Below are 24907 nucleotides of genomic sequence, written 5' to 3' on the forward strand. Positions count from 1 at the left end.
CACCCCCCCCCGGGGCAGGACCGGTGTCAGGCCCGACGTCGAGGCCCCGCCCCCGGGTGACCGGGGCGGGGCCTGCGTCGCGGCGGATCAGGCGGTCTGGTCGACCAGGACCCGACGGTCGTCCGCGTCGGCGACCGGACGGTCGTCGCGGCGGGCGGCTCCGGCGGCCCAGAAGAGACCGGCGCCGGTGAGGATGTTGATGACGCCCAGGCCGGCGATGAGGGCGGTCAGGCCCAGGGCCAGCTTGAGGGCGGAGGCGGTCACGGTGCCCACGCCGAGCTCGCCGACGAGGCCGTGGACGGTGCCGGTCCAGATGTCACCGCGGGCGGCGGCGTCGACCGGGTTGGTGCGGTCGAAGTCGTTCCAGTACTTGCCGCCGTTGGGGTACTCCACGGTCCAGCCCTCGGCGGGGACCGGGTCGGGGACCTGCAGGGTCTCGTCGCCGACCTGCAGCTCGGTGAGGGCGTTGCCCTCGGCGTCGACGAGCTGGTCCTCGGTGAGGGTGACCTCGGTGGTGCCGTTGATGACGTGGTGCACGACGGTGGCCATCTGGAACATGTACTCGCTGGCGGTGTTGACCAGCGGGTCGTCGGCGTCCATCTCCATGCCGGAGACGGGGTAGCCCCACTCGTCCTCGAGCATGGTCATGATGGCGTCGGCCTCCTCCGTGGTGCCCCGGTCCACCAGCTGACCGTCCTCGTTGTAGGACAGCTCGACGCCCTGGACCTCGCTGAAGCTCTGCAGGGAGTGCCGGCCGTCCTGGTACATCTTGAAGGCGACGCCGGAGCCGATGAGGAAGACCAGGCCGAAGACCATGAGCATGATCCCGACGAGACGAAGACGTTGTGCCATGCCGAAGAACCTCCTCCGGGCAGGGGGCCCGGATCGTGATGTCCCGCCGGCCTGGGCCGGCGGCCGCCCCGTGGAGGGGCATGTCATCACCCTGTCGAATTCCTACGGTCGGTAGTAGGGCCGAAGGTCCCGGATCGGCAAGGACGGACGTCACCCGTCCGGGAGCCGACGGCTGTGCCAGGCCCGGGCCGTGCGGTAGCCCAGACGCCGGTAGACCCGTAGGGCGACCTCGTTGTCGGCGAAGACGCCGAGGGTGCACACCCCGTGCCCGTGCAGCGACCACCTCGTCAGGGCGGCCGTGACCACGCCCCCCCAGCCGCGACCCCGCTCGCCGGTGGCGGTGACGATCCCGGCGAGGTGCGGCACCCCGCCGGCCTCCCGTTCGGCGCCGCCCACGGCGGTGAGCCTTCCGGCGGCGTCGCGGCGGCCGACCCATCGGATCACCCGGCCCGTGCCGACCTCGGTCCACATGCGGGGGTTGTGCTCCCGGGCGAAGGCCGCCAGCTCGTCCGCGTCCCGCGTGTCGTCCAGGTCCACCAGCTCGTCCTCCCGTGGATCGACCGGGGGAGGGGTGGTGGTCCACATCCAGTCCCAGTCGCCGCCGTCCCCCAGGTCGAGCACCTCGGAGGCGAGGGCGGCGTGCTCGCGCACCACGGAGACCGACCTGCTGCGCAACCGCTCCAGATGCCCCCCGTCCCGCAGGGCGACCAGCGCCGCCCGCACGGCGGGGCCGGCGGCGCCGGGCAGGGGCGCGACCCAGAACCCCCGGCGCTCGCCCAGGCGTTCGACGAGCGCGACCCCCTCGTGCGCCCACACCTCGCCGGGGAGCGCCGGGTCCATGGACCAGCGCACCCACGGGTCGCCCGCCGAGAGCTGCACCAGCTCCTCGTGCGAGGTGATCCGGCGCATCCTCATACCCCTCTGGCCGGGGCGTGCTCGGAGACGCCCACCCGGGCGTGCACGCGTCGCAGCCAGCCCGGGGCCCACCAGTTCCACCGGCCGAGCAGCGTCATCGTCGCGGGCACGAGGAGCATCCGCACGAGCGTGGCGTCCACCAGGACGGCGGCCGCCAGGGCGAACCCCGTCTGCTTGATGGCCAGCATGTGCCCCGCGGCGAAGCCGGCGAAGACGACGATCATGATCAGCGCCGCGGACGTGATGATCCGGCCGGACCGCTGCACCCCCAGCCGGACCGCGGTGTCGTCGTCCTGCCCCTGCTCGTGCAGCTCGATGACCCGGGAGAGAAGGAAGACCTCGTAGTCCATCGAGAGCCCGAACCCGAAGGCCAGCACCAGCAGCGGGATCACGGACTCCAGGGCGCCCACCGACTCGAAGCCCAGCAGCCCCTCCAGGTTGCCGTGCTGGAAGACCAGGACGGTCAGGCCCAGGCTCGCGCCCAGCGAGATCACGTTCAGCACCACCGCCTTGAGCGGGATGACGACCGACCCGCTGAGCAGGAAGAGCAGCACGACCGTGGCGCCGGCGATCCAGCCCGCGGCCCAGCCTGCCCGGTCCCAGACGGAGTCGACGAAGTCGGCCAGCGAGGCCGCCTGGCCACCGACCCAGACCTCCCCGTCGGCCGGTGGCGAAGCCGCCCTCAGGGCGTCGACGACCTCCCTGGCGGGCTCGCCGAGAGGACCCTCCTCGACCCGCACCCCGAGGCGCACGAGGGGCGCGTCGCGTCGGCACCGGCCGCGAGCGGCACGTCCTCGGGCCAGGGGCCGAGGTCCTGCGGCGGGTCGACCGACAGCACGCCGTCGACCGCCGCGGCCGTCTCGGCCCAGGCCTCGACCTCGTCGGCGGGAGCCTGCGCCAGGACCACCACGTCGGGCGCGGCGACGAGGGGGTAGTCCTCCTCCAGCTGCTCGAAGAAGACCCGCTGGTCGGCCCCGGGCGGGAGCAGGTCCGTGCCCGAGGAGGTCAGGCGCAGGCCCAGGGCCGGCCAGGCGAGGGCGAGCAGGACGGCGGTGCTGGCCACGACCGTGACCACCGGCCGTCGCTGCACGGCCCACGCCAGGCGGCTGAACACGCCGTCGTCGGTGACGGCGCCGGCCCCCCTGCGGTGCCCCAGCCGCCGTGCCCAGGTGGCCGCGAGTGCCGGCACGAGGGTGAGGGCCACGAGCAGGGCGACCACGACGACCGCGACGCCGGCGGCACCGATGGCCCGCATGATGGGCGCCTCGAACAGGACCAGCCCCGACAGCGCGATCCCCACGATGAGCCCGGAGAACAGGACCGTGCGCCCGGCGGTCGTCAGGGCGCCCACGACCGCGGCCTCGACCTGCTCGGCGGACAGGTCGCGGTGCGTCACCCCCGGGGCGACCGCGTCCAGCTCCTCCCGGAACCGGGAGACGAGCAGCAGGCCGTAGTCGATGCACAGGGCCAGGCCCATGACGGTGACGATGTTGACGACGGTGGCGTCGAGGTCGATGAGGTAGGAGAACCCCAGCAGGATCGCCAGCCCGCCCCCGATGCTGGCCACCGCGCCGAGGACCGGCATGAGGGCGGCCAGGACGCCGCCGAAGACGACCACCATGACGACCAGCGAGATGGGCAGGGCGATGCCCTCGCCCCGTTGCAGGTCGACCTGGATCTGGTCGGTGATGTCGTCCACGAGCAGCGGCACGCCGCCCCAGTCCACGGCCTCCGTGCGCTCCGCGAGGGACTCCGCGTATGCCGTCTCCAGCCCCGCGAGCACATCCCGGGCCTGCGGGAAGGTCACCTCGGGCTCGAGCTCGACGGTGAGGAGGAAGGCACCGCCGGCGGGGTCCTGGTCGCGCACGGCGACGAGGGCCTCGGGCGCCGCCGGCCACCGCGGGTGCAGCACCGGCGCCTCGACCCCCGCCACCCCGTCGACCTCGCCGGCGTCCTCGGCGAAGGCGGCGACCGCGCCCACGAGCTCGGGGTCCTGCAGGTCGGCCCCGGTCACCGACCCGATGAGGGTGGGCCCGTCCGCGTCGGCCGAGGTGACGTCTCGGACGACCAGGGCGTCCCCGGGCGCCTCGATCGCGCCGGAGGTCAGCCGGTCGAACAGGCCCGGCCCCGGCCCCAGGCCCAGGGCCGTGACGAAGGCGGCGACGACCAGGACGGACCAGGTGACCAGGTACCACCAGCGGTGGCGGACCGTCGACCGGCCGAGGGCCGCCAGCAGCGGACGACGAGGAGGGCGGTGCGCACCGGCCACGGGTAGCCTCACCAGGGTGTCGAGCGGTGGATCAGACCTCTTCAGCCTAGCCACGGGCGGCGACGGTGCCGCACCCGAGGGTGACCTGCGTCCTCCGTTGGCGGTGCGGATGCGGCCCCGCACCCTGGAGGAGGTCGCCGGTCAGCAGGAGGTGCTTCGGCCCGGGTCGCCGATGCGTCGCCTCATCGAGGGGCACGCCGGGGTCGCCGGACCGCTCTCGGCGATCCTCTGGGGGCCGCCGGGAACCGGCAAGACCACGCTCGCCCACCTGGTCGCCACGGCCGCCGACCGCCGGTTCGTCGAGCTGTCGGCGGTGACGGCCGGCGTCAAGGACGTGCGCGCGGTCATGGAGGAGGCGGTGCGCGAGCGGTCGCTGCACGGTCGGGCCACGGTCCTCTTCCTCGACGAGATCCACCGGTTCACCAAGGCCCAGCAGGACGCCCTGCTGCCCGGGGTGGAGAACCGCCTGGTCATCCTCGTGGCCGCCACCACGGAGAACCCCTCCTTCTCGATCATCGCCCCGCTGCTGTCCCGGTCCGTCATGGTCCGGCTGGAGTCGCTGACCGACGAGCAGGTCGCGGCGGTCGTCCGCCGGGCGCTCGCCGACGAGCGCGGGCTGGCCGGCGGCTTCACCCTCGACGACGACGCCCTGGACCACGTCGTGCGGATGGCCGGCGGCGACGCCCGACGGGCCCTGACCACCCTGGAGGCGGCGGCCGGGGTGGCGGCCGACGAGCGCCCCGCCGGCCGGGAGGACGAGCCGGCCCCGATCACCCTGGCGACGGTCGAGCAGGCCGTGGCGACCGCCGCGGTGCGCTACGACCGGGCGGGCGACCAGCACTACGACGTCGCCAGCGCCTTCATCAAGTCGATGCGCGGCAGCGACGTCGACGCGGCGCTGCACTACCTGGCCCGGCAGCTGGAGGCGGGGGAGGACCCCCGCTTCATCGCGCGCCGCATCGTCATCGCCGCCAGCGAGGACGTGGGCATGGCCGACCCGACGGCCCTGCAGACCGCCGTCGCCGCGATGCACGCCGTCGCCCAGATCGGGATGCCCGAGGCCCGGATCGTGCTGGCCCAGGCCGTCGTCCACAACGCGCTGGCCCCCAAGTCCAACGCCGCCTACGCCGCGGTCAACGCCGCCGTCGCCGACGTCCGTGCGGGCCGGGGCGGGGCGGTTCCCCCGCACCTGAGGGGCAGCGGGTATGCCGGTGCCGCCCGGCTCGGGCACGGCGAGGGGTACCGGTACAGCCACGACGAACCCGCCGGCGTCGGCCCCCAGCAGTACCTGCCCGACGACCTGCTCGCGGCGGACGTGGACTACTACCGTCCGACGACGCGCGGATGGGAGGAACGGCTCGCGGTCCGCTGGGCCGAGCTGCGGCGGATCGTCCGCGGCCGGTGACGGCGGCTAGAGTGGCAAGGTCCGTCTGCCCCCTGGTGAGGAGACCATGGAAACCGCCGAGATCCGCCGTCGCTGGTTGAGGTTCTTCGAGAGCAAGGGCCACACCGTCGTCCCCAGCGCCCCCCTGTCTACGACGACCCCAACCTGCTCTTCGTCAACGCAGGCATGGTGCCCTTCAAGCCGTACTTCCTTGGCCAGGAGTCGGCGCCCTGGGCACGGGCGACGTCGGTGCAGAAGTGCGTGCGGACCCTCGACATCGAGGAGGTCGGGCGGACCACCCGGCACGGCACCTTCTTCCAGATGAACGGCAACTTCTCCTTCGGCGACTACTTCAAGGAGGGCGCGATCTCCTACGCCTGGGAGTTCGTCACCGGGTCCCAGGACGACGGGTTCCTCGGCTTCGACCCGGACTCGGTCTGGGTGACCGTCCTCGACGGGGACGACGAGGCCGCCGACCTGTGGCACCGGATCGCCGGGCTGCCCCAGGAACGCATCCAGCGGCGCGGACCCGCGGACAACTACTGGTCGATGGGCGTCCCCGGCCCCGGTGGCCCCTGCAGCGAGATCTACATCGACCGGGGTCCCGAGCACGGTCCCGACGGCGGGCCGGTCGTCGACGAGGACCGTTTCCTGGAGATCTGGAACCTCGTCTTCATGCAGGACGAGCTGTCGGCCGTGCGGTCCAAGACCGACGTCGACATCGCCGGCGAGCTGCCGCGCAAGAACATCGACACCGGGATGGGTCTGGAGCGGGTCGCCTACCTCCTGCAGGGGGTGGACAACCTCTACGAGATCGACGAGGTCTACCCGGTCATCGAGCGGGCCGAGGACCTCTCCGGCCGCGCCTACGGCAAGGACCACGACGACGACGTCCGCTTCCGGGTCGTCGCCGACCACGTCCGGTCCGGGCTGATGCTCATGGGCGACGGGGTCACCCCCGGCAACGAGGGCCGTGGCTACGTGCTGCGCCGGCTGCTGCGCCGTGCGGTGCGCTCGATGCGCCTGCTGGGCGTCCAGGACGCCGCGCTGCCGCAGCTGCTGCCCGTGAGCAAGGACGTCATGAAGCAGTCCTACCCCGAGCTCGAGCGGGACTGGGCGCGGATCAGCGAGGTCGCCTACGCCGAGGAGGAGGCGTTCCGCCGCACCCTGGCCAGCGGCACCACCATCCTGGACACCGCCGTCGCCCGGGCCAAGGAGACGGGGTCCACGACGCTGGCCGGCGGCCAGGCCTTCCAGCTGCACGACACCTACGGGTTCCCGATCGACCTGACCCTCGAGATGGCGGCCGAGCAGGGCCTGTCCGTCGACGAGGAGGGGTTCCGCACCCTCATGACCGAGCAGCGGCAGCGGGCCAAGGCCGACGCCCGCTCCAAGAAGGCGGGGCACGGGGAGGTCACCTCCTACCGGCAGGTCGCGGACCGGCTCGGCCGTCCCGTGGAGTTCACCGGTTACGACCGGACCACCGGCGAGGCGCCCGTGGTCGGCCTGTTCACCGGCGGGCAGGAGGTCGACCGGCTCAGCGCGAGCGGCAAGGACGTCGACGGCGGGGGCGCCGAGGTGGAGCTCGTCCTGGACAGCACCCCGTTCTACGCCGAGGCCGGAGGACAGCTGGCCGACCACGGCGTCATCCGGCTGGCCGGCGGCGCCGTAGTGGAGGTCTCCGACGTCCAGCGGCCGATGCCCGGCCTCGTGGTCCACCGTGGCCGGCTGCTGGAGGGGGAGGTCGCCGTCGGTGAGGCCGCCACGGCCCAGATCGACACGCTGCGCCGCGCGTCGGTGTCCCGCGCGCACACCGCCACCCACATCGTCCACAAGGTGCTGCGGGAGGCGCTGGGCGACACCGCCACCCAGGCCGGTTCGGAGAACGCCCCCGGCCGGTTGCGCTTCGACTTCCGGTCCACCCGCGGGCTCTCGCCCGACGAGCTGGCCGCGGTGGAGGCGCGGATCAACGAGCGGCTGATGGACGACCTCGCGGTCAGCGCCGCCGAGATGCCCCTGACACAGGCTCGGGAGATGGGTGCGATGGCGCTCTTCGGCGAGCGCTACCCGGACGTCGTCCGTGTGGTCTCCGTCGGGGGCCCCTGGTCGCTGGAGCTGTGCGGCGGCACGCACGTGCTCAACTCCGCGCAGCTGTCGCTCGTCAAGATCATGGGCGAGGCCTCGATCGGGTCGGGGGTCCGGCGGGTGGAGGCGCTGGTCGGTGCGGACGCCTACCAGCACCTGGCCCGGGAGAACGTCATCGTCAACCAGCTCACCGACTCCTTGAAGGTGCGCCCCGAGGAGCTGCCCGACCGCATCGGCCAGCTGATGACCCGGCTGAAGGAGGCCGAGCGGCAGATCGCCCAGGCCAAGGCCCAGCAGGCGCTCGCCGCGGCCGCCTCGCTCACCGACCGGGCCAGGGACGTCGGCGGGGTGACCTTCCTCGGGCACGACCTGGGCGAGGGCTCGACCGGGGACGACCTGCGGCGTGCCGTGACCGACCTGCGCGGTCGGCTGGGCACGGACCGGCCGGTCGTCGTCGCGCTGACCGGCACCTCCGGCGGCCGTCCCCACGTCGTCGTCGGCACCAACGAGGCGGCCCGCGGCCGGGGCATCCGGGCAGGCGCCCTCGTGAAGGTCGCCGCGCAGACCCTGGGCGGTGGTGGCGGCGGCAAGGACGACCTGGCGCAGGGTGGGGGCCAGGACCCGTCGCGGACCGCCGAGGCGTTGCGTCGGGTCGAGGACGAGCTGCGGCCGTGACCCCCGGCGACGGGGTGCTCCTGGGCGTGGACGTCGGGGAGGCCCGGGTCGGCCTGGCGGCCAGCGATCCCGTCGGCCTGCTGGCCCATCCCGTCGCGACCCTGCGGAGGGACGCGGAGGGTCTGACGGACCTCGAAATGATCGCCGCGGAGGTCGCCGACCGGCGGGCCGTCGGGGTCGTGGTCGGCCTGCCGCGCTCGCTGTCGGGGGACGAGGGATTGGCCGCACGCCGCGCCCGCGACTACGCTGGTGCGCTGCAGCGGCGTCTGGATGTGCCGGTGCGACTGGTCGACGAACGTCTGACCACGGTGGACGCCCACCGGAACCTGCACCGCAGCGGGGTCCGGGGGCGGGCGCACCGGGGCGTCGTGGACCAGGCCGCAGCGGTCCTGATCCTCCAGTCGGCGCTGGACGCCAGACGCGCCGGCCGTCCCCCCGGTGAGCCGCTGAAGGCGCGCAAGCCCCGGACCCGCCGGTCCGGCCCCTGAGCAAAGGACACGGATGAGCCATCCTCCGCACGAGGACTGGGACGAGCACGACGTGCACGGCACGGCGTCCGGGACCCGGTTCGACGACGACGTCCTCGGTCTGCGCGGCGTCCACGACCACGACGAGTCGCTGGCCGACGACGTGCTGGAGCCCGAGGAGCAGCTCTTCCGGCGACGGCGGCGACGCCGGCGCAACCCGCTGCTCGTCGGTCTGTCGCTGCTCCTGGCCGGTGCCTCGTGGTCACCGCCTCCGTGTTCGCGTTCGGCTGGATGCGGGACCTGCTGCCCACCGTGTCCGTGGGGGAGCCCACGGCGCAGGACTACGAGGCGCGGGCACCGGCGAGGTCATGATCGAGGTGCCCCAGGGGGCCGGCGGCGGCCAGATCGCCGAGATCCTGGCCGAGAACGACGTGGTCGCCTCGGCGTCGGCGTTCACCGCCGCGCTCCAGGCCGACCCGCGGTCGTCCGCCATCCAGCCGGGCACCTACCGGATGGCCAACCAGATGAGTTCCGAGGCGGCCCTGGGCCGGCTGCTGGACGGCAACTACCGCGAGATCGACGGCGTGACGATCCGTGAGGGTCTCTGGGTCGCCGAGACCTTCGCCGCGCTGGCGGAGGCCACCGGGAACGAGGTCGCGGACTACGAGGCGGTCGACCCGGCCTCGCTGGACCTGCCCGACGCCGCCGAGGGCGAGCTGGAGGGCTTCCTCTACCCGAGCACCTACGAGTTCGGCCCGGACACCACGCCGCAGGAGCAGCTGCAGACCCTCGTCGACCAGGGTCGGGCGGTGCACGACGAGCTCGGGATCCCGGACGACGAGCTGCGCGAGATCATCATCAAGGCGAGCATCGTCCAGGGGGAGGGCGCGTTCTCCGAGGACCTGCCCAAGGTGGCCCGGGTCGTCGAGAACCGCCTGGAACCCAACCCGGAGACCAACGGCTACCTGCAGATGGACTCCACGGTGCACTTCATCTACCAGGAGCGCGGGCTGGCGGGCACGACCGACGAGCAGCGGGCCAACCCGGACCCGCACAACACCTATGCCCACCCGGGACTTCCGGCCGGCCCCATCAACAGCCCCGGCGAGGAGGCCATCCGCGCCGCGATGGACCCCGAGCCCGGCGACTGGTTGTACTTCGTCACCGTGGATCCCTCCACCGGCGAGACCCGGTTCGCCACCGACTGGGAGGGCCACCAGGAGAACGTCCAGCTCTTCCAGCAGTGGTGCCAGGACAACCCCGACCAGTGCTGAGCGCCGGCCGGCGGGCCGCCGTCGTCGGAGCGCCCGTGGGGCACTCCCTCTCGCCCTCGCTCCACCGTGCCGCCTACCGGGCGCTCGGCCTCACCGGATGGTCGTACGAGGCCGTGCAGGTCGACGCCGGGTCGCTCAGGGCGTTCGTCGCGGGCCTGGGCCCGGAGTGGGCGGGTCTGTCGGTGACCATGCCGCTGAAGGAGGAGGCGCTGGCGCTCGCCGACGAGGTGGACGAGGACGCCCGGCTGACCGGAGGGGCCAACACGCTCGTCCCCTGTCCGGACCGGGGGTGGCGGGCCTGGAACACCGACGTCCACGGGGTCGGCGCAGCCCTGGTGGGGGCCGGGCTGGTCGGGCCCCTCCGGGGCGTGGTCCTGGGCGGTGGTGCGACCGCCCGATCGGTCCTCGTCGCCCTGGACCGTCTCGGTGTGCGGGAGGTCGACCTGGTGGTGCGCGACGCCCCGCGGGCGGCCACGTGGGAGCTTCTGGACCGACTCGGCCTGCGCACCACCACCCGGCGGCTCGGCACCGCCGCGAGGGGCGACGCTCCGGACGTCGTCGTCAGCACCCTCCCGGCCGGCGCGGTCCCCGACGTCGGCGTCGTCCAGGACCTGCTCGCCGGGGCCAGTCCGGTCGTCCTGGACGTGGCCTACGCACCCTGGCCGAGCGGGTTCGCGACCGCCGTGTCCGCCGCCACGGCCGGACGGCGGCCCGTCGTGCGGGGCACGGCCATGCTCCTCCACCAGGCCGCCCGCCAGGTACGGCTGATGACCGGGCATGATGGGCCGGTGGAGGCGATGCGCGCGGCGTTGACGGAGGACGCCACGACCGGACCGGCCGGCGCAGAAGGGACGGGGGATGTCTGAGCAGCTCGCCCTCGGCCTGGTGGCCCTGGTCGTGGGGGTGCTGGGGATCCCCGTCGCCCGGTGGCTGGAGGCGACGACCTACCGCAAGCCCGACGAGGCCGACGTCCCGTACCCGGGGAACCGCTGGTGGGTGCCGTTCGCCCTCGCCGGGGCCTCGACCCTCGTGGTGCACCGGATCTGGCTCGTCGGCGACGACGCCGTGCCCGGCTGGCCGGTCGCCGTCGTGCTCACCGCCACCCTGCTCGTCGTGACCCTGGCGGGGGTGTGCCTGGCGGCCATGGACCTGGACGTGCACCGGCTCCCGGACCGCATCATGTGGCCCACCATGGCCGTCCTGGCCGGTGGCCTGCTCCTGGCGGCCCTCGTGGGCGGTGGGCCGCAGCCCCTGCTCCGCTCGGTCCTCGCCGGCGTGGCCAGCGGCGGGTTCTACCTGCTGCTGGCGCTGGTGTCCCTCGCCCGCGGTTCGCTGGCGCTCGGCCTGGGGGACGTCAAGCTCTCCGTCGTCCTGGGCGGCGGCCTGGGCTGGTTCGGCTGGCCCGAGGTCGTGGCCGGCATCTACGCCGGCTTCCTCGTCGGGGGGCTGCTGGCCGTCCTGCTCCTGGTGACCCGCCGGGTCGGGTGGAAGGGCGACTTCGCCTACGGGCCTCCGATGATGGTCGGGGCCCTGCTGGGCCTGGTGCTCGTCCCGGGCTCGTCGGCCGGCCTCCTGTGACCCGGGGGCGGTGACCCGCACCGCCACCGGGGGCCGGGCCGGGACCGGCCGCGTGGGAGAATCGCCGGCATGCTGCGCTGGTTGACCGCCGGGGAGTCCCACGGCCCCGCCCTGACCGCCGTCCTCGAGGGCCTGCCCGCAGGGGTGCGGGTGGACCGGGACGCCGTCGAGGGCGCCCTCGCCCGCCGCCGCCTCGGCTACGGCCGGGGTGCCCGGATGTCCTTCGAGGCGGACCGGCTGCGCTTCCTCGGCGGGCTCCGCCACGGGCTGAGCATCGGCTCCCCGCTGGCGATGCTCGTGGAGAACACCGAGTGGGCCAAGTGGGAGGCGGTGATGAGCCCGGAGCCGGTGCCCGAGGACGCGCTGCGCCGGTCCGACGACGTCGGGGCTCCGCAGGAGCTGGCCCGCAACCGCCCGCTGACCCGGCCCCGCCCCGGTCACGCCGACCTGGTCGGCATGACCAAGTACGGCTTCGACGAGGCCCGCCCCGTGCTCGAGCGGGCCTCCGCCCGCGAGACCGCGGCCAGGGTCGCGCTCGGGGCCGTGGCCGCCGCCTTCCTCGAGCAGGCGGTCGGGGTCCGGCTCGTCTCGCACACCGTCAGCATCGGCCGTGCCGGGACGCCGTCGCCGGACGAGGACGCGCCCTCGTCGGCGGAGCTGCCGCGGCCGGACGACGTGGAGCGGCTGGACGCCGACCCCGTCCGCACGCTCGACCCGCAGCGCTCGGCCGCCATGGTGGCCGAGATCGACGCCGCCCGCCAGGACGGCGACACCCTCGGGGGCGTTGTCGAGGTCCTGGCCTGGGGCCTGCCGCCGGGGCTGGGGTCGCACGTGCACTGGGACCGGAGGCTGGACGCACGCCTGGCCGCCGCGCTCATGGGGATCCAGGCCATCAAGGGGGTCGAGGTCGGCGAGGGGTTCCGCACCGCGGCCCGTCGGGGCAGCAGGGCGCACGACGAGATCGTCGCCGACGAGCAGGGACACGTGCGCCGGACCACCCTGCGCAGCGGCGGCACCGAGGGTGGCATGAGCACCGGTGAGGTGCTGCGGGTCCGGGCGGCCATGAAGCCCATCTCCACCGTGCCCCGGGCCCTGCGCACCATCGACACCGGCACCGGGGAGTCCGCCACCGCCATCCACCAGCGGTCCGACGTGTGCGCCGTCCCGGCCGCCGGGGTCGTCGCCGAGGCCATGGTGGCGCTCGTCCTGGCGGACGCGGTCCTGGAGAAGTTCGGCGGGGACTCGGTGGCCGAGGTGGCGCGCAACCACGCCGCCTACCTGGAGCACGTCCCCCAGCACCTGCGGCCGGCACCCGCCGACGTGACCCTCCGTCCGGACGGAGGCACCGCATGAGCGGCCCCGTCGTCGTCCTCGTCGGACCCCCCGGCGCGGGCAAGAGCACGGTGGGGGGTGCGCTCGCCGACCGTCTGGGCATCCCCCTGGTCGACACCGACACCGAGGTCGAGACGACCACCGGGCGCTCGATCAGCGACATCTTCGTCGAGGACGGCGAGGCCGCCTTCCGCGACCTCGAGCGCGCCGCGGTGATGCAGGCCCTGGCGGGCCAGCGGCCCTGTGTGCTCGCGCTCGGCGGGGGAGCCGTCATGCAGGACGAGGTGGCTGCCGCCCTCGAGGCGGCCGACGTCCCAGTCGTCTTCCTCGACGTCACCATCGGTGACGCCGCCGCCCGCGTCGGCTTCGACACCACCCGGCCGCTGCTCCTCGTCAACCCCCGCGCCTCCTGGACCCGGTTGATGAACGCCCGCCGCCCCACCTACCAGCGGCTGGCCGACCACCACGTGCAGACCGGGGGACGGACGCCGGCGGACGTCGTGGCGGAGGTCGCCGAGCGGCTCGGGGCCGGGGGATGAGCGCCGGGACCGTGCACGTCGGCGGCCCGGGGGAGGGGTATGACGTCCACGTCGGCCCCGGCGTGCTGGACCGGCTGGCCGACCACGCCGCACCCGGGCGTCGCGTCCTCGTCGTGCACCAGCCGGGGCGGGAGCAGCTCCTCGGGCAGGTCCTCGAGCTGCTTGGTGCGGCCGGGGCCCGCCCGGTCCCGGCGGCCGTGCCGGACGCCGAGGCGGCCAAGGACGTGCGGGTGCTCGCCGACCTATGGGCCCGGCTCGGGCAGGAGGGCTTCACCCGCGACGACCTCGTCGTCGGCCTGGGCGGAGGGGCGACCACCGACCTGGCGGGCTTCGTCGCGGCGACCTGGCTGCGGGGGGTGGAGGTCGTCCACCTGCCGACCTCCCTCCTCGGCGTGGTCGACGCCGCGGTGGGCGGCAAGACCGGCATCAACACCGCCGAGGGCAAGAACCTCGTCGGGGCCTTCCACCCGCCGGCGGCCGTGCTCTGCGACCCGGCCTGGCTGTCGACCATGACCCGGCCCGACTACGCCTCCGGTCTCGCGGAGGTGCTCAAGTGCGGCTTCGTGGCCGACCCCCGCATCCTGGAGCTCGTGGAGGCCGCACCCCAGGCCGCGCTCGACCCCGTGGCCGAGCCCGCGCTGGCCGTGGAGCTCGTGACCCGGTCCGTCCAGGTCAAGGCGGACGTGGTCGCGGCCGACCTGCGGGAGTCCTCGCTGCGGGAGGTCCTGAACTACGGCCACACCTTCGCGCACGCGGTCGAGCAGGTGGAGGACTACACCTGGCGTCACGGGGACGCGGTCGCGGTGGGGATGGTCTACGTCGCCGAGCTGGCGCACCGGCGCGGTCTGATCGACGCGACCTGCTCGCGCGGCACCGTCGGGTGCTCTCCGCCGTGGGTCTGCCCACCACCTACGGCGCCGGGCGCTGGCCGGAGCTGCGGTCGGCGATGGGCCGGGACAAGAAGGCCAGGGGGGCCACCCTGCGGTTCGTCGTGCTCGAGGGACTGGCCCGCCCGGCCCGGCTCGAGGGGCCGGGCGAGGACGAGCTGCGGGCCGCCTACGACGCCGTGGCCTGAGGCCCCTCAGCCGGGGGTCGCCGCGTCGTCGATGCGGGACCTGCGGCCTGCCCCGCCGTCGGCCGTCGGCGCACCGACCCCCTCCTCCGGACCGTCGTCCGGCGCGTCGACCGCCGTCGCCGAGGGCGGGGCCGACCCGCCCGCGGGAGCCCCGGCCATCAGCTGGCGGATCTGCTCCTGCTGGGCCGCGGAGGGCAGGCCCCACCCGGGGTCTTCGTAGCCCACCGACCGCCACAGCGGCGTGGCGGTGCGGGTGCCGAGCAGGATGTCCACCATCTCCCCGGTGACCAGGCCGGGGTGCTCGACCCCGCAGGCCTCCGCCACCTTGAGCATCTCGCGTCGCCACGCCCGCAGATAGGAGGCCGCCCGCTCGGACTTGCTGTCGGGGTCCAGGCCCCGGGTGAGCCAGGCGTTCTGGGTGGCCACACCGGTGGGGCAACGGTCGTCGTGGCACCGCTGGGCCTGGATGCACCCGACGGCCAGCATCGCCTCCCGGGCCACGTAGACCAGGTCGACCCCTAGGGCGAAGGCCACCGCGGCGTTCTCGGGCAGCCCGAGCTTGCCGGCGCCCATCCACACCACCCGGTCGGTGAGGCCCTCCCGGGCGAACGCGGAGTAGACCTGGGGGAAGGCGAGCCGGAAGGGCAGCGAGACCGAGTCGGCGAAGGTCAGCGGTGCCGCGCCGGTGCCACCCTCCCCGCCGTCGACCGCGATGAAGTCGACCCCGCGGTCGCCGCCGGCCATGAGCCGGGCAAGGTCCTCCCACATCTCGTCGTGGCCCACGGCCGACTTGATCCCCACGGGCAGCCCGGTCTCCTCGGCGAGGAGCTCGACGAAGTCGAGCATCGAGTCCACGTCGGAGAACTCGGCGTGGCGGGAGGGGGAGTGGCAGTCCTGGCCCATGGGGATCCCACGGATCGCCGCGATCTCCTCGGTGATCTTGGCCGCCGGGAGCAGGCCTCCGAGCCCCGGCTTGGCCCCCTGCGAGAGCTTGACCTCGATCGCCCGCACGGGATGCTCGGCCACCAGGTCCTTGAGCCGCGCCAGGTCGAACCGTCCCCGGGCGTCCCGGCAGCCGAAGTAGGCCGTGCCGATCTGGAAGACCAGGTCGGCGCCGTGCTGGTGGTGCACCGAGATCCCGCCCTCGCCGGTGTTGTGCAGGGCCCCGGTGAGCGCGCACCCGCGGTTGATCGCCTCGACCGCCGGGCCGGACAGGGCGCCGTAGCTCATCGCGCCCACGTTGACCGCGGACGCCGGGCGGAAGGCCCGACGACGTCCACGGGCCGCACCCAGCACCTTGGCCCCCGGCAACGGCGTCTCCTCGCCCGCGTTGGGGTGCACGACCGGCTGCACGTCCGCGAACGTGCGGTGCTTGATGACGGCATACCCCTCGTCGTGCTCGACGTCGTTGTCCGTGCCGAAGCCGAAGTAGGGGTTCTGCTGCTTGGCCGAGGCGTAGACCCAGCGCCGCTGGTCGCGGCTGAAGGGCCGTTCCTCGTTGTTGCTGGTGACGATGTACTGCCGCAGCTCCGGGCCGACCTTCTCGAGCAGGTAGCGCAGGTTGCCCACGACGGGGAAGTTGTGTCGGATGGCGTGCTGCTTCTGGGACAGGTCACGCGCGGCGACGGCGGCCAGGGCGGCGGCGGGGACGGCCAGGGCGGTGGACCACTTCATACCCGCACTGTGCCGCAGGACGGTGCCGGTCGCCCCCGGAACCACCGGTAGACTTGTCCGGGTTTGGGTCCGTGTCCGCGCCGGCCCTCCCACGACCCGACCGACCCGACCCGACCGACCTGCGAAGGAAGCACGCTGTGGCAACGACGAACGACCTGAAGAACGGCATGGTCCTGGACATGGACAACGGGCTGTGGCAGGTGCTGGAGTTCCAGCACGTCAAGCCCGGCAAGGGCCCGGCGTTCGTCCGCACGAAGCTCAAGAACGTCACCTCGGGCAAGATCATCGACAAGACCTTCAACGCCGGCACCAAGGTGGAGACCGCGACCGTCGACCGGTCGGACTACCAGTACCTCTACAACGACGGCACCGACTTCATCTTCATGGACGAGAAGACCTACGAGCAGATCCACGTCTCCCCGCAGGCCATGGGGGACGCGGCGAGGTTCCTCCTCGAGAACGGCCGCGCCATGATCGCCCAGCACGACGGCCAGGTGCTGTACGTCGAGCTGCCGGCCTCGGTGGTCCTGGAGATCACCCACACCGAGCCGGGGCTCCAGGGCGACCGTTCCACCGGCGGGACCAAGCCGGCCACCCTGGAGACGGGCGCGGAGATCCAGGTCCCGCTGTTCCTGGAGACCGGCACCAAGGTCAAGGTCGACACCCGCGACGGTTCCTACCTCGGCCGCGTGAACTGACGTGCCCGCACGCACCAAGGCGCGCAAGCGCGCCCTGGAGCTGCTCTTCGAGGCCGAGCAGCGGGGCCTCAACGTCGGCACGCTGCTGGAGGAGCGGATCGCGGCGCCGACCACCCAGCACCCGCTCCCGGAGTATGCCGTGCAGCTGGTCCGCGGGGTGCTGGCCCACTGGGCCTCCATCGACGAGGCCCTCACGACCTGGTCCCAGGGCTGGTCCCTGGACCGGATGGCGGCGGTGGACCGGGCCGCGCTGCGCATCGGGACCTGGGAGATCGTCTGGAACGACGAGGTGCCCGACGGCGTGGCCGTCTCCGAGGCCGTCAACCTCGTGCAGAGCCTGTCCACCGACGACTCCCCGGGGTTCGTCAACGGGCTGCTGTCCCGGATCGCCGAGGTCAAGGACACCCTGGCCTGACGGCTCCGGCCGCCACGCAGGGGTCGTCAGCGGGGGCACCGGACGCCCCGGAAGTCACGGACCACGGGTGCGGAAGCGGTCGCCGACCCACCCGTCGGGCTCGGGCTGGTCGCCGAGCACCACGTCGTTCGGGCGCGCGATACGTCCGAGCGCGACCACCGCGGGCGGCGGCACGGAGCCCCCGTCCGGGTGCAGTACAGTGACGGCACCGAGCATCATCCTTTAACCACCGTCCTGCGAGGCGGGGAAGGAGACGGGCTGTGACCCCTGCCCAGAACACGGCTGGTCCAGGACGAGAGGTCCTCAACAGCGACGACATCGACCGGGCGCTGCGCCGGATCGCCCACGAGATCCTCGAGGCCAACAAGGGGCCGGAGCACCTGGTGCTCCTGGGGATCCCCACGCGCGGAGCCCATCTGGCCCGCCGCCTGGCCGACGCTCTCGAACGGGTGGAGGGGACCGAGGTCCCCGTCGGGTCCCTCGACGTGACGATGTACCGCGACGACCTGCGCAGCCAGCCCACCCGGGCCGTCGAGCCGACCGTGGTGCCGCCCGGAGGGGTCGACGACAAGGTCGTGGTCCTCGTCGACGACGTCCTCTACTCCGGACGCACGGTGCGGGCCGCGCTCGACGCACTCTCCGACCTCGGGCGGCCCCGTGCGGTCCGGCTGGCCGTCCTCGTCGACCGGGGCCACCGCGAGCTGCCCGTCCGCGCCGACTACGTCGGCAAGAACCTGCCGACCTCCACGGCGGAGCGGGTGATGGTGCGCCTGGCCGAGCACGACGGCGAGGGCACCGAGGGCGTGCGGATCGCCGGACCGGCGGAGGTGGCGCCGTGAAGCATCTGCTCTCGATCGCCGACCTCACCCGTGAGGAGATCGTCTCGATCCTCGACACCGCGGTCTCCATGCACGAGGTCCAGGACCGCGACGTCAAGAAGCTGCCGACCCTGCGCGGCCGCACCATCATCAACTTCTTCTTCGAGGACTCCACCCGGACCCGGGCCTCCTTCGAGATCGCCGGCAAGTGGATGAGCGCGGACACGATCAACCTCACCGGGAAGGGGACCTCCATCTCCAAGGGGGAGTCGCTGCGCGACACCGTCCTGACGATCGACGCGATGGGGGTGGACATGATGATCGTGCGCCACCCCGCCAGCGGCGCCCCGGCCCAGATCGCCGACTGGGTCGACTGCTCCATCGTCAACGCCGGCGACGGCACCCACGAGCACCCCAGCCAGGCCCTGCTCGACGCCTACACCTTGCGCCGCGCGCTCGGCGACCTGGACGGGCGGCACGTGGCCATCGTCGGCGACCTGACGCACTCCCGGGTGCTGCGCTCCAACCTGCTCTCCCTGCGGGCCCTCGGCGCCGCCGTCACCCTGGTGGCTCCGCCCACCCTCATGCCCGCCGGGGTGGCCTCCTGGGCGGGGGTCGACGGGTTCGAGACCTCCTACGACCTGGACGAGGTCCTGCCGCGCGTGGACGCCGTGATGATGCTCCGGGTCCAGCGCGAGCGGATGAGCGGGGGATACTTCCCCACCGCGAGGGAGTATGCCGTCACCTACGGGCTCACCCCCCGCCGGCTCGCGCTGCTGCCGGACCACGCGGTGATCACCCACCCGGGCCCGATGAACCGGGGCCTGGAGATCTCCGCCGAGGCCGCCGACGCGGCCCGCTCGCTGGTCCTGGACCAGGTCAGCGCCGGCGTCGCCGTCCGGATGTCCATCCTCTACCACCTCCTCGCCGGGGAAGGGAGCACCCAGTGACCTCGCACACCCAGCCCAGCCTTCTCGTCGAGGGGGCGGACGTGCTCGGGGACGGGGCCCAGGACGTCCTCGTCGCCGACGGCAGGATCGTGGCCGTCGGGGCGGAGGCGTCCGCCCAGGCCCCGGCGGGCACCCAGCGGCTGTCGGCCGACGGCCTGGTGCTGCTGCCCGGGTTCGTCGACCTGCACACCCACCTGCGGGAACCCGGTCGGGAGGACGCCGAGACCGTCGAGACGGGATCGCAGGCCGCCGCCGCCGGCGGGTTCACCGCCGTCCTGGCCATGGCCAACACCGACCCGGTCACCGACACCGCCGAGGTGGCCGAACGGGTCCTGGACCTGGGGCGGCGGGCCGGCTACGTCGACGTCCACCCGGTGGGCGCGGTCACGAAGGGGCTGGCCGGCGAGGAGCTGGCCGAGCTGGGCCTCATGGCCCGGTCCCGGGCGCGCGTCCGGGTGTTCTCCGACGACGGCCGGTGCGTCCACGACGCCCGGCTGATGCGCCGGGCGCTGGAGTACGTCCGCGCCTTCGACGGCGTCGTGTCCCAGCACTCCCAGGACCCCCGGCTGGCCGACGGCCGGGCCTGCTGCCACGAGGGCGAGCTCTCCGGACGCCTCGGCCTGCCCGGCTGGCCGGCCGTCGCCGAGGAGACGATCGTCGCCCGGGACGTCATGCTCGCCCGGCACACCGGCTCCCGGGTGCACGTCGCGCACGTGTCGACAGCCGGCAGCGTGGAGGTGCTCCGCTGGGCCAGGGCGCAGGGGATCGACGTCACCGCAGAGGTGACCCCCCACCACCTCATGCTGACCCAGGAGCGCCTGGTCGGCTACGACCCGACCTTCAAGGTCAACCCGCCCCTGCGGCCGACCGAGGACGCGGAGGCGCTGCGCGAGGCGCTGGCCGACGGCACCATCGACGCCGTGGCCACCGACCACGCGCCCCACGTGCGCCAGGACAAGGAGCACGCCTTCGTCGACGCGGCCTTCGGGATGCTCGGCCTGGAGACCGCCCTCGGCGTGGTCAGCACCCTCATGGTCCGGGAGGGCCGCATGAGCTGGTCCGACGTGGCCCGGGTCATGTCCCAGGCCCCGGCCCGCATCGCCCGGCTGACGACCAGGGGCACCGGGTGCAGCCGGGCGACCCCGCGACCCTCACCCTGGTCGACCAGGACCGCGTGGTCACGGTGGACGCGACCCGGTCCCGGTCCCTGTCGCGCAACAACCCCTGGCACGGGCTTCAGCTGACCGGCGCCGTCCACCTGACGATGCTGCGTGGACGGGTCACGGCCCGCGAGGGCCTCGTGTGGGGAGGCGAGGAGTGAGCACCACGACCCGTCACGAGCCCGCGGTGCTGGTGCTCGAGGACGGCCGCACCTTCTCGGGCCAGGCCTACGGCGCCGTCGGCACCACGGTCGGTGAGGCCGTGTTCTCGACCGGGATGACCGGCTACCAGGAGACGCTGACCGACCCCTCCTACCACCGGCAGGTGGTCGTCATGACCGCCCCCCACATCGGCAACACCGGCGTGAACCCGCACGACATGGAGAGCCGGCGCATCTGGGTGGCCGGGTTCGTCGTGCGCGACCCGGCCCTGCGTCCGTCCAACTGGCGCTCGCAGGGGGACCTCGAGGACGCCCTCCGCGAGGCCGGGGTCGTGGGCATCAGCGGTGTCGACACCCGGGCGCTGACCCGGCACCTGCGTGACCGCGGTGCGATGCGGGTCGGCGTCTTCTCCGGGCCCGACGCCGGTCGCCCGGCGGAGGAGCTGCGGCGCACGGTGGAGGAGGCGCCGCCCATGGTGGGCGCGGCCCTCGCCGAGGAGGTGTCGACGCCGAACGCCTACGTGGTGTCCCCGCCAGAGGGGGTGACGCCACGCTGGACGGTGGCCGCGCTCGACCTGGGCATCAAGGGGACGACGCCGACGTTGATGGCCGCCCGGGGCATCCGCGTGCACGTGCTGCCGGCGACCAGCACGTGGGAGGAGGTGCTGGCGGTGGAGCCCGACGGTGTCTTCTTCTCCAACGGTCCGGGCGACCCCGCCACGGCGGAGCACGAGATCGAGCTGCTGCGCCGGGCACTGGACGCCGGGCTGCCCTACTTCGGCATCTGCTTCGGCAACCAGCTGCTGGGGCGCGCCCTGGGTCTGCCCACCTACAAGCTGGCGTTCGGGCACCGGGGGATCAACCAGCCCGTCCTCGACCGGTCCACCGGCCGGGTGGAGGTGACCGCGCACAACCACGGCTTCGCCGTCGGCTGGCCCGAGGGTGCGGCCACGGACGAGCCGGTCCCGACCCCCTACGGCCCCGTGCGCTGCAGCCACGTGGCCCTCAACGACGACGTGGTGGAGGGGCTGGTGTGCGAGCAGGTCCCGGCCTTCTCCGTCCAGTACCACCCCGAGGCCGCCGCCGGTCCGCACGACGCGGAGCACCTCTTCGACCGGTTCGTGACGATGATGGAGGAGCACCGTGCCCAGGCGTGAGGACATCAGGAGCGTCCTGGTCATCGGCTCCGGGCCGATCGTCATCGGCCAGGCCGCCGAGTTCGACTACTCGGGGACCCAGGCCTGCCGGGTGCTGCGCGAGGAGGGCGTGCGTGTCGTCCTGGTCAACTCCAACCCGGCGACGATCATGACCGACCCCGGGGTGGCGGACGCGACCTACGTGGAGCCGATCACCCCCGAGATCGTCGAGGCGATCATCGCCAAGGAGCGGCCGGACGCGGTGCTGGCCACCCTGGGTGGTCAGACCGCGCTCAACACCGCGATCGCCCTGCACGAGGCGGGCGTGCTCGAACGCTACGGCTGCCCCCTCATCGGCGCCAACGTCGAGGCGATCCAGCTGGGGGAGGACCGGCAGGCCTTCAAGGGCGTCGTGGAGCGCTGCGGGGCCGACGTCGCCCGGTCGGCGATCTGCCACACCATGGAGGAGGCCATCGCCGCCGCGGAGGAGCTCGGCTACCCGGTGGTCGTGCGGCCCTCGTTCACGATGGGCGGCCTCGGGAGCGGGTTCGCGCACGACGAGGACGAGCTGCGCATGATCGCCGGCGCGGGCCTGCAGGACAGCCCCACCACCGAGGTGCTCCTCGAGGAGTCCATCATGGGCTGGAAGGAGTACGAGCTCGAGGTCATGCGCGACCGGGCGGACAACGTCGTGGTCGTCTGCTCCATCGAGAACCTGGACCCGATGGGGGTGCACACCGGCGACTCGATCACGGTCGCGCCGGCGATGACGCTCACCGACCGGGAGTACCAGCAGCTGCGCGACATCGGCATCGCGGTCATCCGCGAGGTGGGCGTCGACACCGGCGGCTGCAACATCCAGTTCGCGGTCGACCCGGACGACGGACGGGTCATCGTCATCGAGATGAACCCGCGGGTGTCCCGGTCCTCGGCCCTGGCGTCCAAGGCCACCGGCTACCCGATCGCCAAGATCGCCGCCAAGATGGCCCTCGGCTACACCCTCGACGAGGTGCCCAACGACATCACCACGTCCGGGGGGCTCCGCCCCCCGGAGGCCCCCCGGACCGCCTCCGGCGAACAGCGGCACGACGCCGACCGCTGGTACTCGGCCGCCTTCGAGCCGACCCTGGACTACGTCGTGGTGAAGGTGCCCCGGTTCGCCTTCGAGAAGTTCCCGGCCGCGGACCCGACGCTGACCACGACGATGAAGTCTGTCGGTGAGGCGATGGCTCTCGGGCGCAGCTTCACCGAGGCGCTGCAGAAGGCCCTCCGCTCGGTCGAGCGCGCGGGCAGCAGCTTCCACTGGCGCGAGGACGAGTCGCCCAGCCCCGAGATGGCTCGCGCCCTGCTCGACCAGGCCCGCACGCCCACCGACGGCCGGATCGTCCTGGTCCAGCAGGCCCTGCGCGGCGGCTGCAGCGTCGAGGAGGTGCACGACGCGACAGGCATCGACCCGTGGTTCCTCGACCAGATCCAGCTGATCAACGAGCTCGCCGCGCAGGTGCACGACGAGGCGCGGCTGACCGGCGACGGGCGGCTCAGCCCCGAGCTGCTCCGCCTGACCAAGCGGCACGGCTTCTCCGACGCCCAGCTCGCCGAGCTGACCGGCATGACGGAGGACGTCGTCCGCGGGGTGCGCCATGCCCTGGGCGTCCGACCGGTCTACAAGACGGTGGACACCTGCGCCGGCGAGTTCGAGGCCCTGACGCCCTACCACTACTCCTCCTACGACGAGGAGACCGAGGTCGCCCCGCGGGAACGGCCCGCCGTGATCATCCTCGGCTCGGGCCCGAACCGGATCGGCCAGGGCATCGAGTTCGACTACTCCTGCGTGCACGCCTCGATCACCCTGCGCGAGCACGGGTTCGACACGGTCATGGTCAACTGCAACCCCGAGACCGTCTCCACCGACTACGACACCTCCAGCCGGCTCTACTTCGAGCCGCTCACCCTGGAGGACGTCCTCGAGGTGGTCCACGCCGAGCGCCAGGCCGGTCCGCTCGCCGGGGTCGTCGTCCAGCTCGGGGGCCAGACCCCGCTCGGTCTGGCGGCGGCGCTCAAGGCCGAGGGCGTGCCCGTGGTGGGGACCTCGCCGGAGGCGATCCACCTGGCCGAGGACCGTGCGGCCTTCGGCCGGATCCTCGCCGAGACGGGCCTGGCCGCACCCCGGCACGGCACCGCGTACTCGGCGCAGGAGGCGCTGGCGGTGGCCCACGAGATCGGCTACCCGGTCCTGGTCCGCCCCTCCTACGTCCTGGGCGGACGCGGCATGGAGATCGTCTACGACGACGAGACCCTGGCCGGGTACGTCGACCGGGCCACGCTGGCCGGCCCGGACCACCCCGTCCTCGTCGACCGCTTCCTGGACACCGCCGTGGAGATCGACGTGGACGCCCTCTACGACGGCCACGGCCTGTACGTCGGCGGGATCATGGAGCACATCGAGGAGGCCGGCATCCACTCGGGCGACTCCGCCTGCGTGCTGCCACCGTTCACCCTGGGTCGCACCGAGCTGGAGCAGGTGCGGGAGGCGACCCGCCTGCTGGCCGAGGCGATCGGGGTCCGTGGCCTGATCAACGTGCAGTTCGCCCTGGCCCAGGACGTGCTCTACGTCCTGGAGGCCAACCCGCGCGCCAGCCGGACCGTCCCGTTCGTGGCCAAGGCCACGGGGGTGGCGCTGGCCCAGGCGGCCGCCCGGGTGATGATGGGCACCACGATCGCCGAGCTCCGGCGGGAGGGGGCCCTGCCCGCGCACGCGGACGGGGGCGTCATGCCCGCCGACGCCCCCTTCTCGGTCAAGGAGGCGATCCTGCCCTTCCGCCGGTTCCGCACGCAGACCGGTCAGGCGGTCGACTCGATCCTCGGTCCGGAGATGCGTTCCACCGGAGAGGTCATGGGGATCGACGCCTCGTTCGGCGCCGCCTTCGCCAAGAGCCAGCTGCGGGCCGGCACGAGCCTGCCCACCGGCGGGACGGTCTTCGTGTCCGTGGCCAACCGGGACAAGCGGTCGATGATCTTCCCGGTGAAGCGTCTCGTCGACCTGGGGTTCTCGGTGATGGCGACCGAGGGCACCGCCGACGTCCTGCGACGCAACGGCATCGAGGCCCAGGTGGTGCGCAAGCACAGCCAGCCGGAGGGGAGCAGCTCCTCTGGCCCCTCGGTGGTGGAGCGCATCACGGCCGGGGAGGTCGACATGGTCATCAACACGCCCTCCGGGCGCGACGCACGGGCGGACGGCTACGCCATCCGGGCGGCGACCACCAGCCTGGACCGCCCGATCATCACCACGGTCCAGCAGCTGGCCGTGGCGGTGCTCGGGATCGAGGCGATGCGCGGCGGCCCCCTGCAGGTCGCGTCCCTGCAGGAGCACGCGGCCTCCCTCGACCTGTTCGGCCGGGCCGCGGCCCCGGCCGTCGACGCCCGCGGCTGAACGCCGTCGCGGCCACCGTC

19 protein-coding genes and 3 pseudogenes are annotated in these 24907 nt (G+C 73.5%); 16 read left to right on the forward strand and 6 right to left on the reverse strand.

Annotated features, from left to right (window positions below; all coding sequences use genetic code 11):
- Nucleotides 1-87 precede the first annotated feature (87 nt).
- From BJF81_RS14725 to BJF81_RS19980, 4 genes are all read right to left on the reverse strand, one after another.
- On the reverse strand, nt 88-852 hold the full coding sequence (locus BJF81_RS14725) for a hypothetical protein (protein WP_143780891.1): 765 nt from the start codon (nt 850-852) through the stop codon (nt 88-90).
- Between the two features lie 150 nt (nt 853-1002).
- Complete coding sequence (locus BJF81_RS14730; protein ID WP_083664274.1) at nt 1003-1767, reverse strand: GNAT family N-acetyltransferase; 765 nt, start codon at nt 1765-1767, stop codon at nt 1003-1005.
- Nucleotides 1764-2519, reverse strand: coding sequence for an MMPL family transporter (locus BJF81_RS19975; RefSeq protein ID WP_237770271.1), 756 nt, complete (start codon nt 2517-2519; stop codon nt 1764-1766). Before BJF81_RS19975 ends, BJF81_RS14730 begins: the two co-directional genes overlap by 4 nt.
- Nucleotides 2450-4036, reverse strand: a complete 1587-nt coding sequence (locus BJF81_RS19980; RefSeq protein ID WP_237770272.1) for an MMPL family transporter — start codon at nt 4034-4036, stop codon at nt 2450-2452. The genes BJF81_RS19975 and BJF81_RS19980 overlap by 70 nt, the downstream gene beginning before the upstream one ends.
- Before the next feature lie 109 nt (nt 4037-4145).
- Here BJF81_RS19980 and BJF81_RS14740 point away from each other — a divergent pair, with 109 nt between their 5' ends.
- The 9 genes and pseudogenes from BJF81_RS14740 to aroB all read left to right on the forward strand — a co-directional run bounded on the left by BJF81_RS14740 (nt 4146) and on the right by aroB (nt 14445).
- Nucleotides 4146-5441, forward strand: coding sequence for a replication-associated recombination protein A (locus tag BJF81_RS14740; RefSeq protein WP_143780893.1), 1296 nt, complete (start codon nt 4146-4148; stop codon nt 5439-5441).
- 46 nt (nt 5442-5487) lie between these two features.
- Nucleotides 5488-8180: pseudogene (gene alaS, locus BJF81_RS14745) on the forward strand (alanine--tRNA ligase).
- Nucleotides 8177-8668, forward strand: coding sequence for a Holliday junction resolvase RuvX (ruvX, locus tag BJF81_RS14750; RefSeq protein WP_075958972.1), 492 nt, complete (start codon nt 8177-8179; stop codon nt 8666-8668). Before alaS ends, ruvX begins: the two are co-directional and overlap by 4 nt.
- 347 nt (nt 8669-9015) lie before the next feature.
- The gene (mltG, locus tag BJF81_RS14755; protein ID WP_075958973.1) at nt 9016-9921 is read left to right on the forward strand and encodes an endolytic transglycosylase MltG; all 906 of its coding nucleotides are present in this window, start codon (nt 9016-9018) and stop codon (nt 9919-9921) included.
- Complete coding sequence (locus tag BJF81_RS14760) at nt 9915-10787, forward strand: shikimate dehydrogenase (RefSeq protein WP_075958974.1); 873 nt, start codon at nt 9915-9917, stop codon at nt 10785-10787. Before mltG ends, BJF81_RS14760 begins: the two co-directional genes overlap by 7 nt.
- Nucleotides 10780-11499, forward strand: coding sequence for a prepilin peptidase (locus BJF81_RS14765; RefSeq protein ID WP_075958975.1), 720 nt, complete (start codon nt 10780-10782; stop codon nt 11497-11499). Before BJF81_RS14760 ends, BJF81_RS14765 begins: the two co-directional genes overlap by 8 nt.
- A 69-nt stretch (nt 11500-11568) precedes the next feature.
- Nucleotides 11569-12852, forward strand: a complete 1284-nt coding sequence (aroC, locus tag BJF81_RS14770) for a chorismate synthase (protein ID WP_075958976.1) — start codon at nt 11569-11571, stop codon at nt 12850-12852.
- Nucleotides 12849-13370 (forward strand): shikimate kinase, encoded by a 522-nt coding sequence (locus tag BJF81_RS14775; RefSeq protein WP_075958977.1) that lies wholly within the window; start codon nt 12849-12851, stop codon nt 13368-13370. Before aroC ends, BJF81_RS14775 begins: the two co-directional genes overlap by 4 nt.
- Nucleotides 13367-14445: pseudogene (aroB, locus tag BJF81_RS14780) on the forward strand (3-dehydroquinate synthase). The gene BJF81_RS14775 and the pseudogene aroB overlap by 4 nt, the downstream one beginning before the upstream one ends.
- Nucleotides 14446-14451: 6 nt before the next feature.
- On the opposite strand, the gene BJF81_RS14785 reads toward aroB, so the two are convergent.
- The gene (locus BJF81_RS14785; RefSeq protein ID WP_075958978.1) at nt 14452-16119 is read right to left on the reverse strand and encodes an FMN-binding glutamate synthase family protein; all 1668 of its coding nucleotides are present in this window, start codon (nt 16117-16119) and stop codon (nt 14452-14454) included.
- A 137-nt stretch (nt 16120-16256) separates the two neighbouring features.
- Here BJF81_RS14785 and efp point away from each other — a divergent pair, with 137 nt between their 5' ends.
- A complete protein-coding gene (efp, locus tag BJF81_RS14790; RefSeq protein WP_075958979.1) occupies nt 16257-16817 on the forward strand; it encodes an elongation factor P in 561 nt (186 codons plus the stop codon).
- 1 nt (nt 16818) lies between these two features.
- The gene (gene nusB, locus BJF81_RS14795; RefSeq protein ID WP_075958980.1) at nt 16819-17232 is read left to right on the forward strand and encodes a transcription antitermination factor NusB; all 414 of its coding nucleotides are present in this window, start codon (nt 16819-16821) and stop codon (nt 17230-17232) included.
- Nucleotides 17233-17286: 54 nt separating this feature from the next.
- On the opposite strand, the gene BJF81_RS18185 is transcribed toward nusB, so the two are convergent.
- The gene (locus BJF81_RS18185) at nt 17287-17451 is read right to left on the reverse strand and encodes a hypothetical protein (protein WP_158068707.1); all 165 of its coding nucleotides are present in this window, start codon (nt 17449-17451) and stop codon (nt 17287-17289) included.
- A gap of 41 nt (nt 17452-17492) precedes the next feature.
- On the opposite strand from BJF81_RS18185, the gene pyrR reads away from it, so the two are divergent.
- The 5 genes and pseudogenes from pyrR (at nt 17493) to carB (ending at nt 24887) form a co-directional block, all read left to right on the forward strand.
- Complete coding sequence (pyrR, locus tag BJF81_RS14800; RefSeq protein ID WP_075958981.1) at nt 17493-18071, forward strand: bifunctional pyr operon transcriptional regulator/uracil phosphoribosyltransferase PyrR; 579 nt, start codon at nt 17493-17495, stop codon at nt 18069-18071.
- A complete protein-coding gene (locus BJF81_RS14805) occupies nt 18068-19000 on the forward strand; it encodes an aspartate carbamoyltransferase catalytic subunit (RefSeq protein WP_075958982.1) in 933 nt (310 codons plus the stop codon). The genes pyrR and BJF81_RS14805 overlap by 4 nt, the downstream gene beginning before the upstream one ends.
- Nucleotides 18997-20321, forward strand: a pseudogene (locus tag BJF81_RS14810) (dihydroorotase). The gene BJF81_RS14805 and the pseudogene BJF81_RS14810 overlap by 4 nt, the downstream one beginning before the upstream one ends.
- Nucleotides 20318-21478, forward strand: coding sequence for a glutamine-hydrolyzing carbamoyl-phosphate synthase small subunit (carA, locus tag BJF81_RS14815; protein ID WP_075958983.1), 1161 nt, complete (start codon nt 20318-20320; stop codon nt 21476-21478). Before BJF81_RS14810 ends, carA begins: the two are co-directional and overlap by 4 nt.
- Nucleotides 21465-24887 carry a carbamoyl-phosphate synthase large subunit gene (carB, locus tag BJF81_RS14820; protein WP_075958984.1) on the forward strand — a complete coding sequence of 1141 codons (3423 nt, stop codon included), beginning with the start codon at nt 21465-21467 and terminating at the stop codon, nt 24885-24887. Before carA ends, carB begins: the two co-directional genes overlap by 14 nt.
- Nucleotides 24888-24907: the final 20 nt, after the last annotated feature.

This window comes from Ornithinimicrobium sp. CNJ-824 (assembly GCF_001942405.1).
GTDB lineage: Bacteria > Actinomycetota > Actinomycetes > Actinomycetales > Dermatophilaceae > Ornithinicoccus > Ornithinicoccus kibberensis.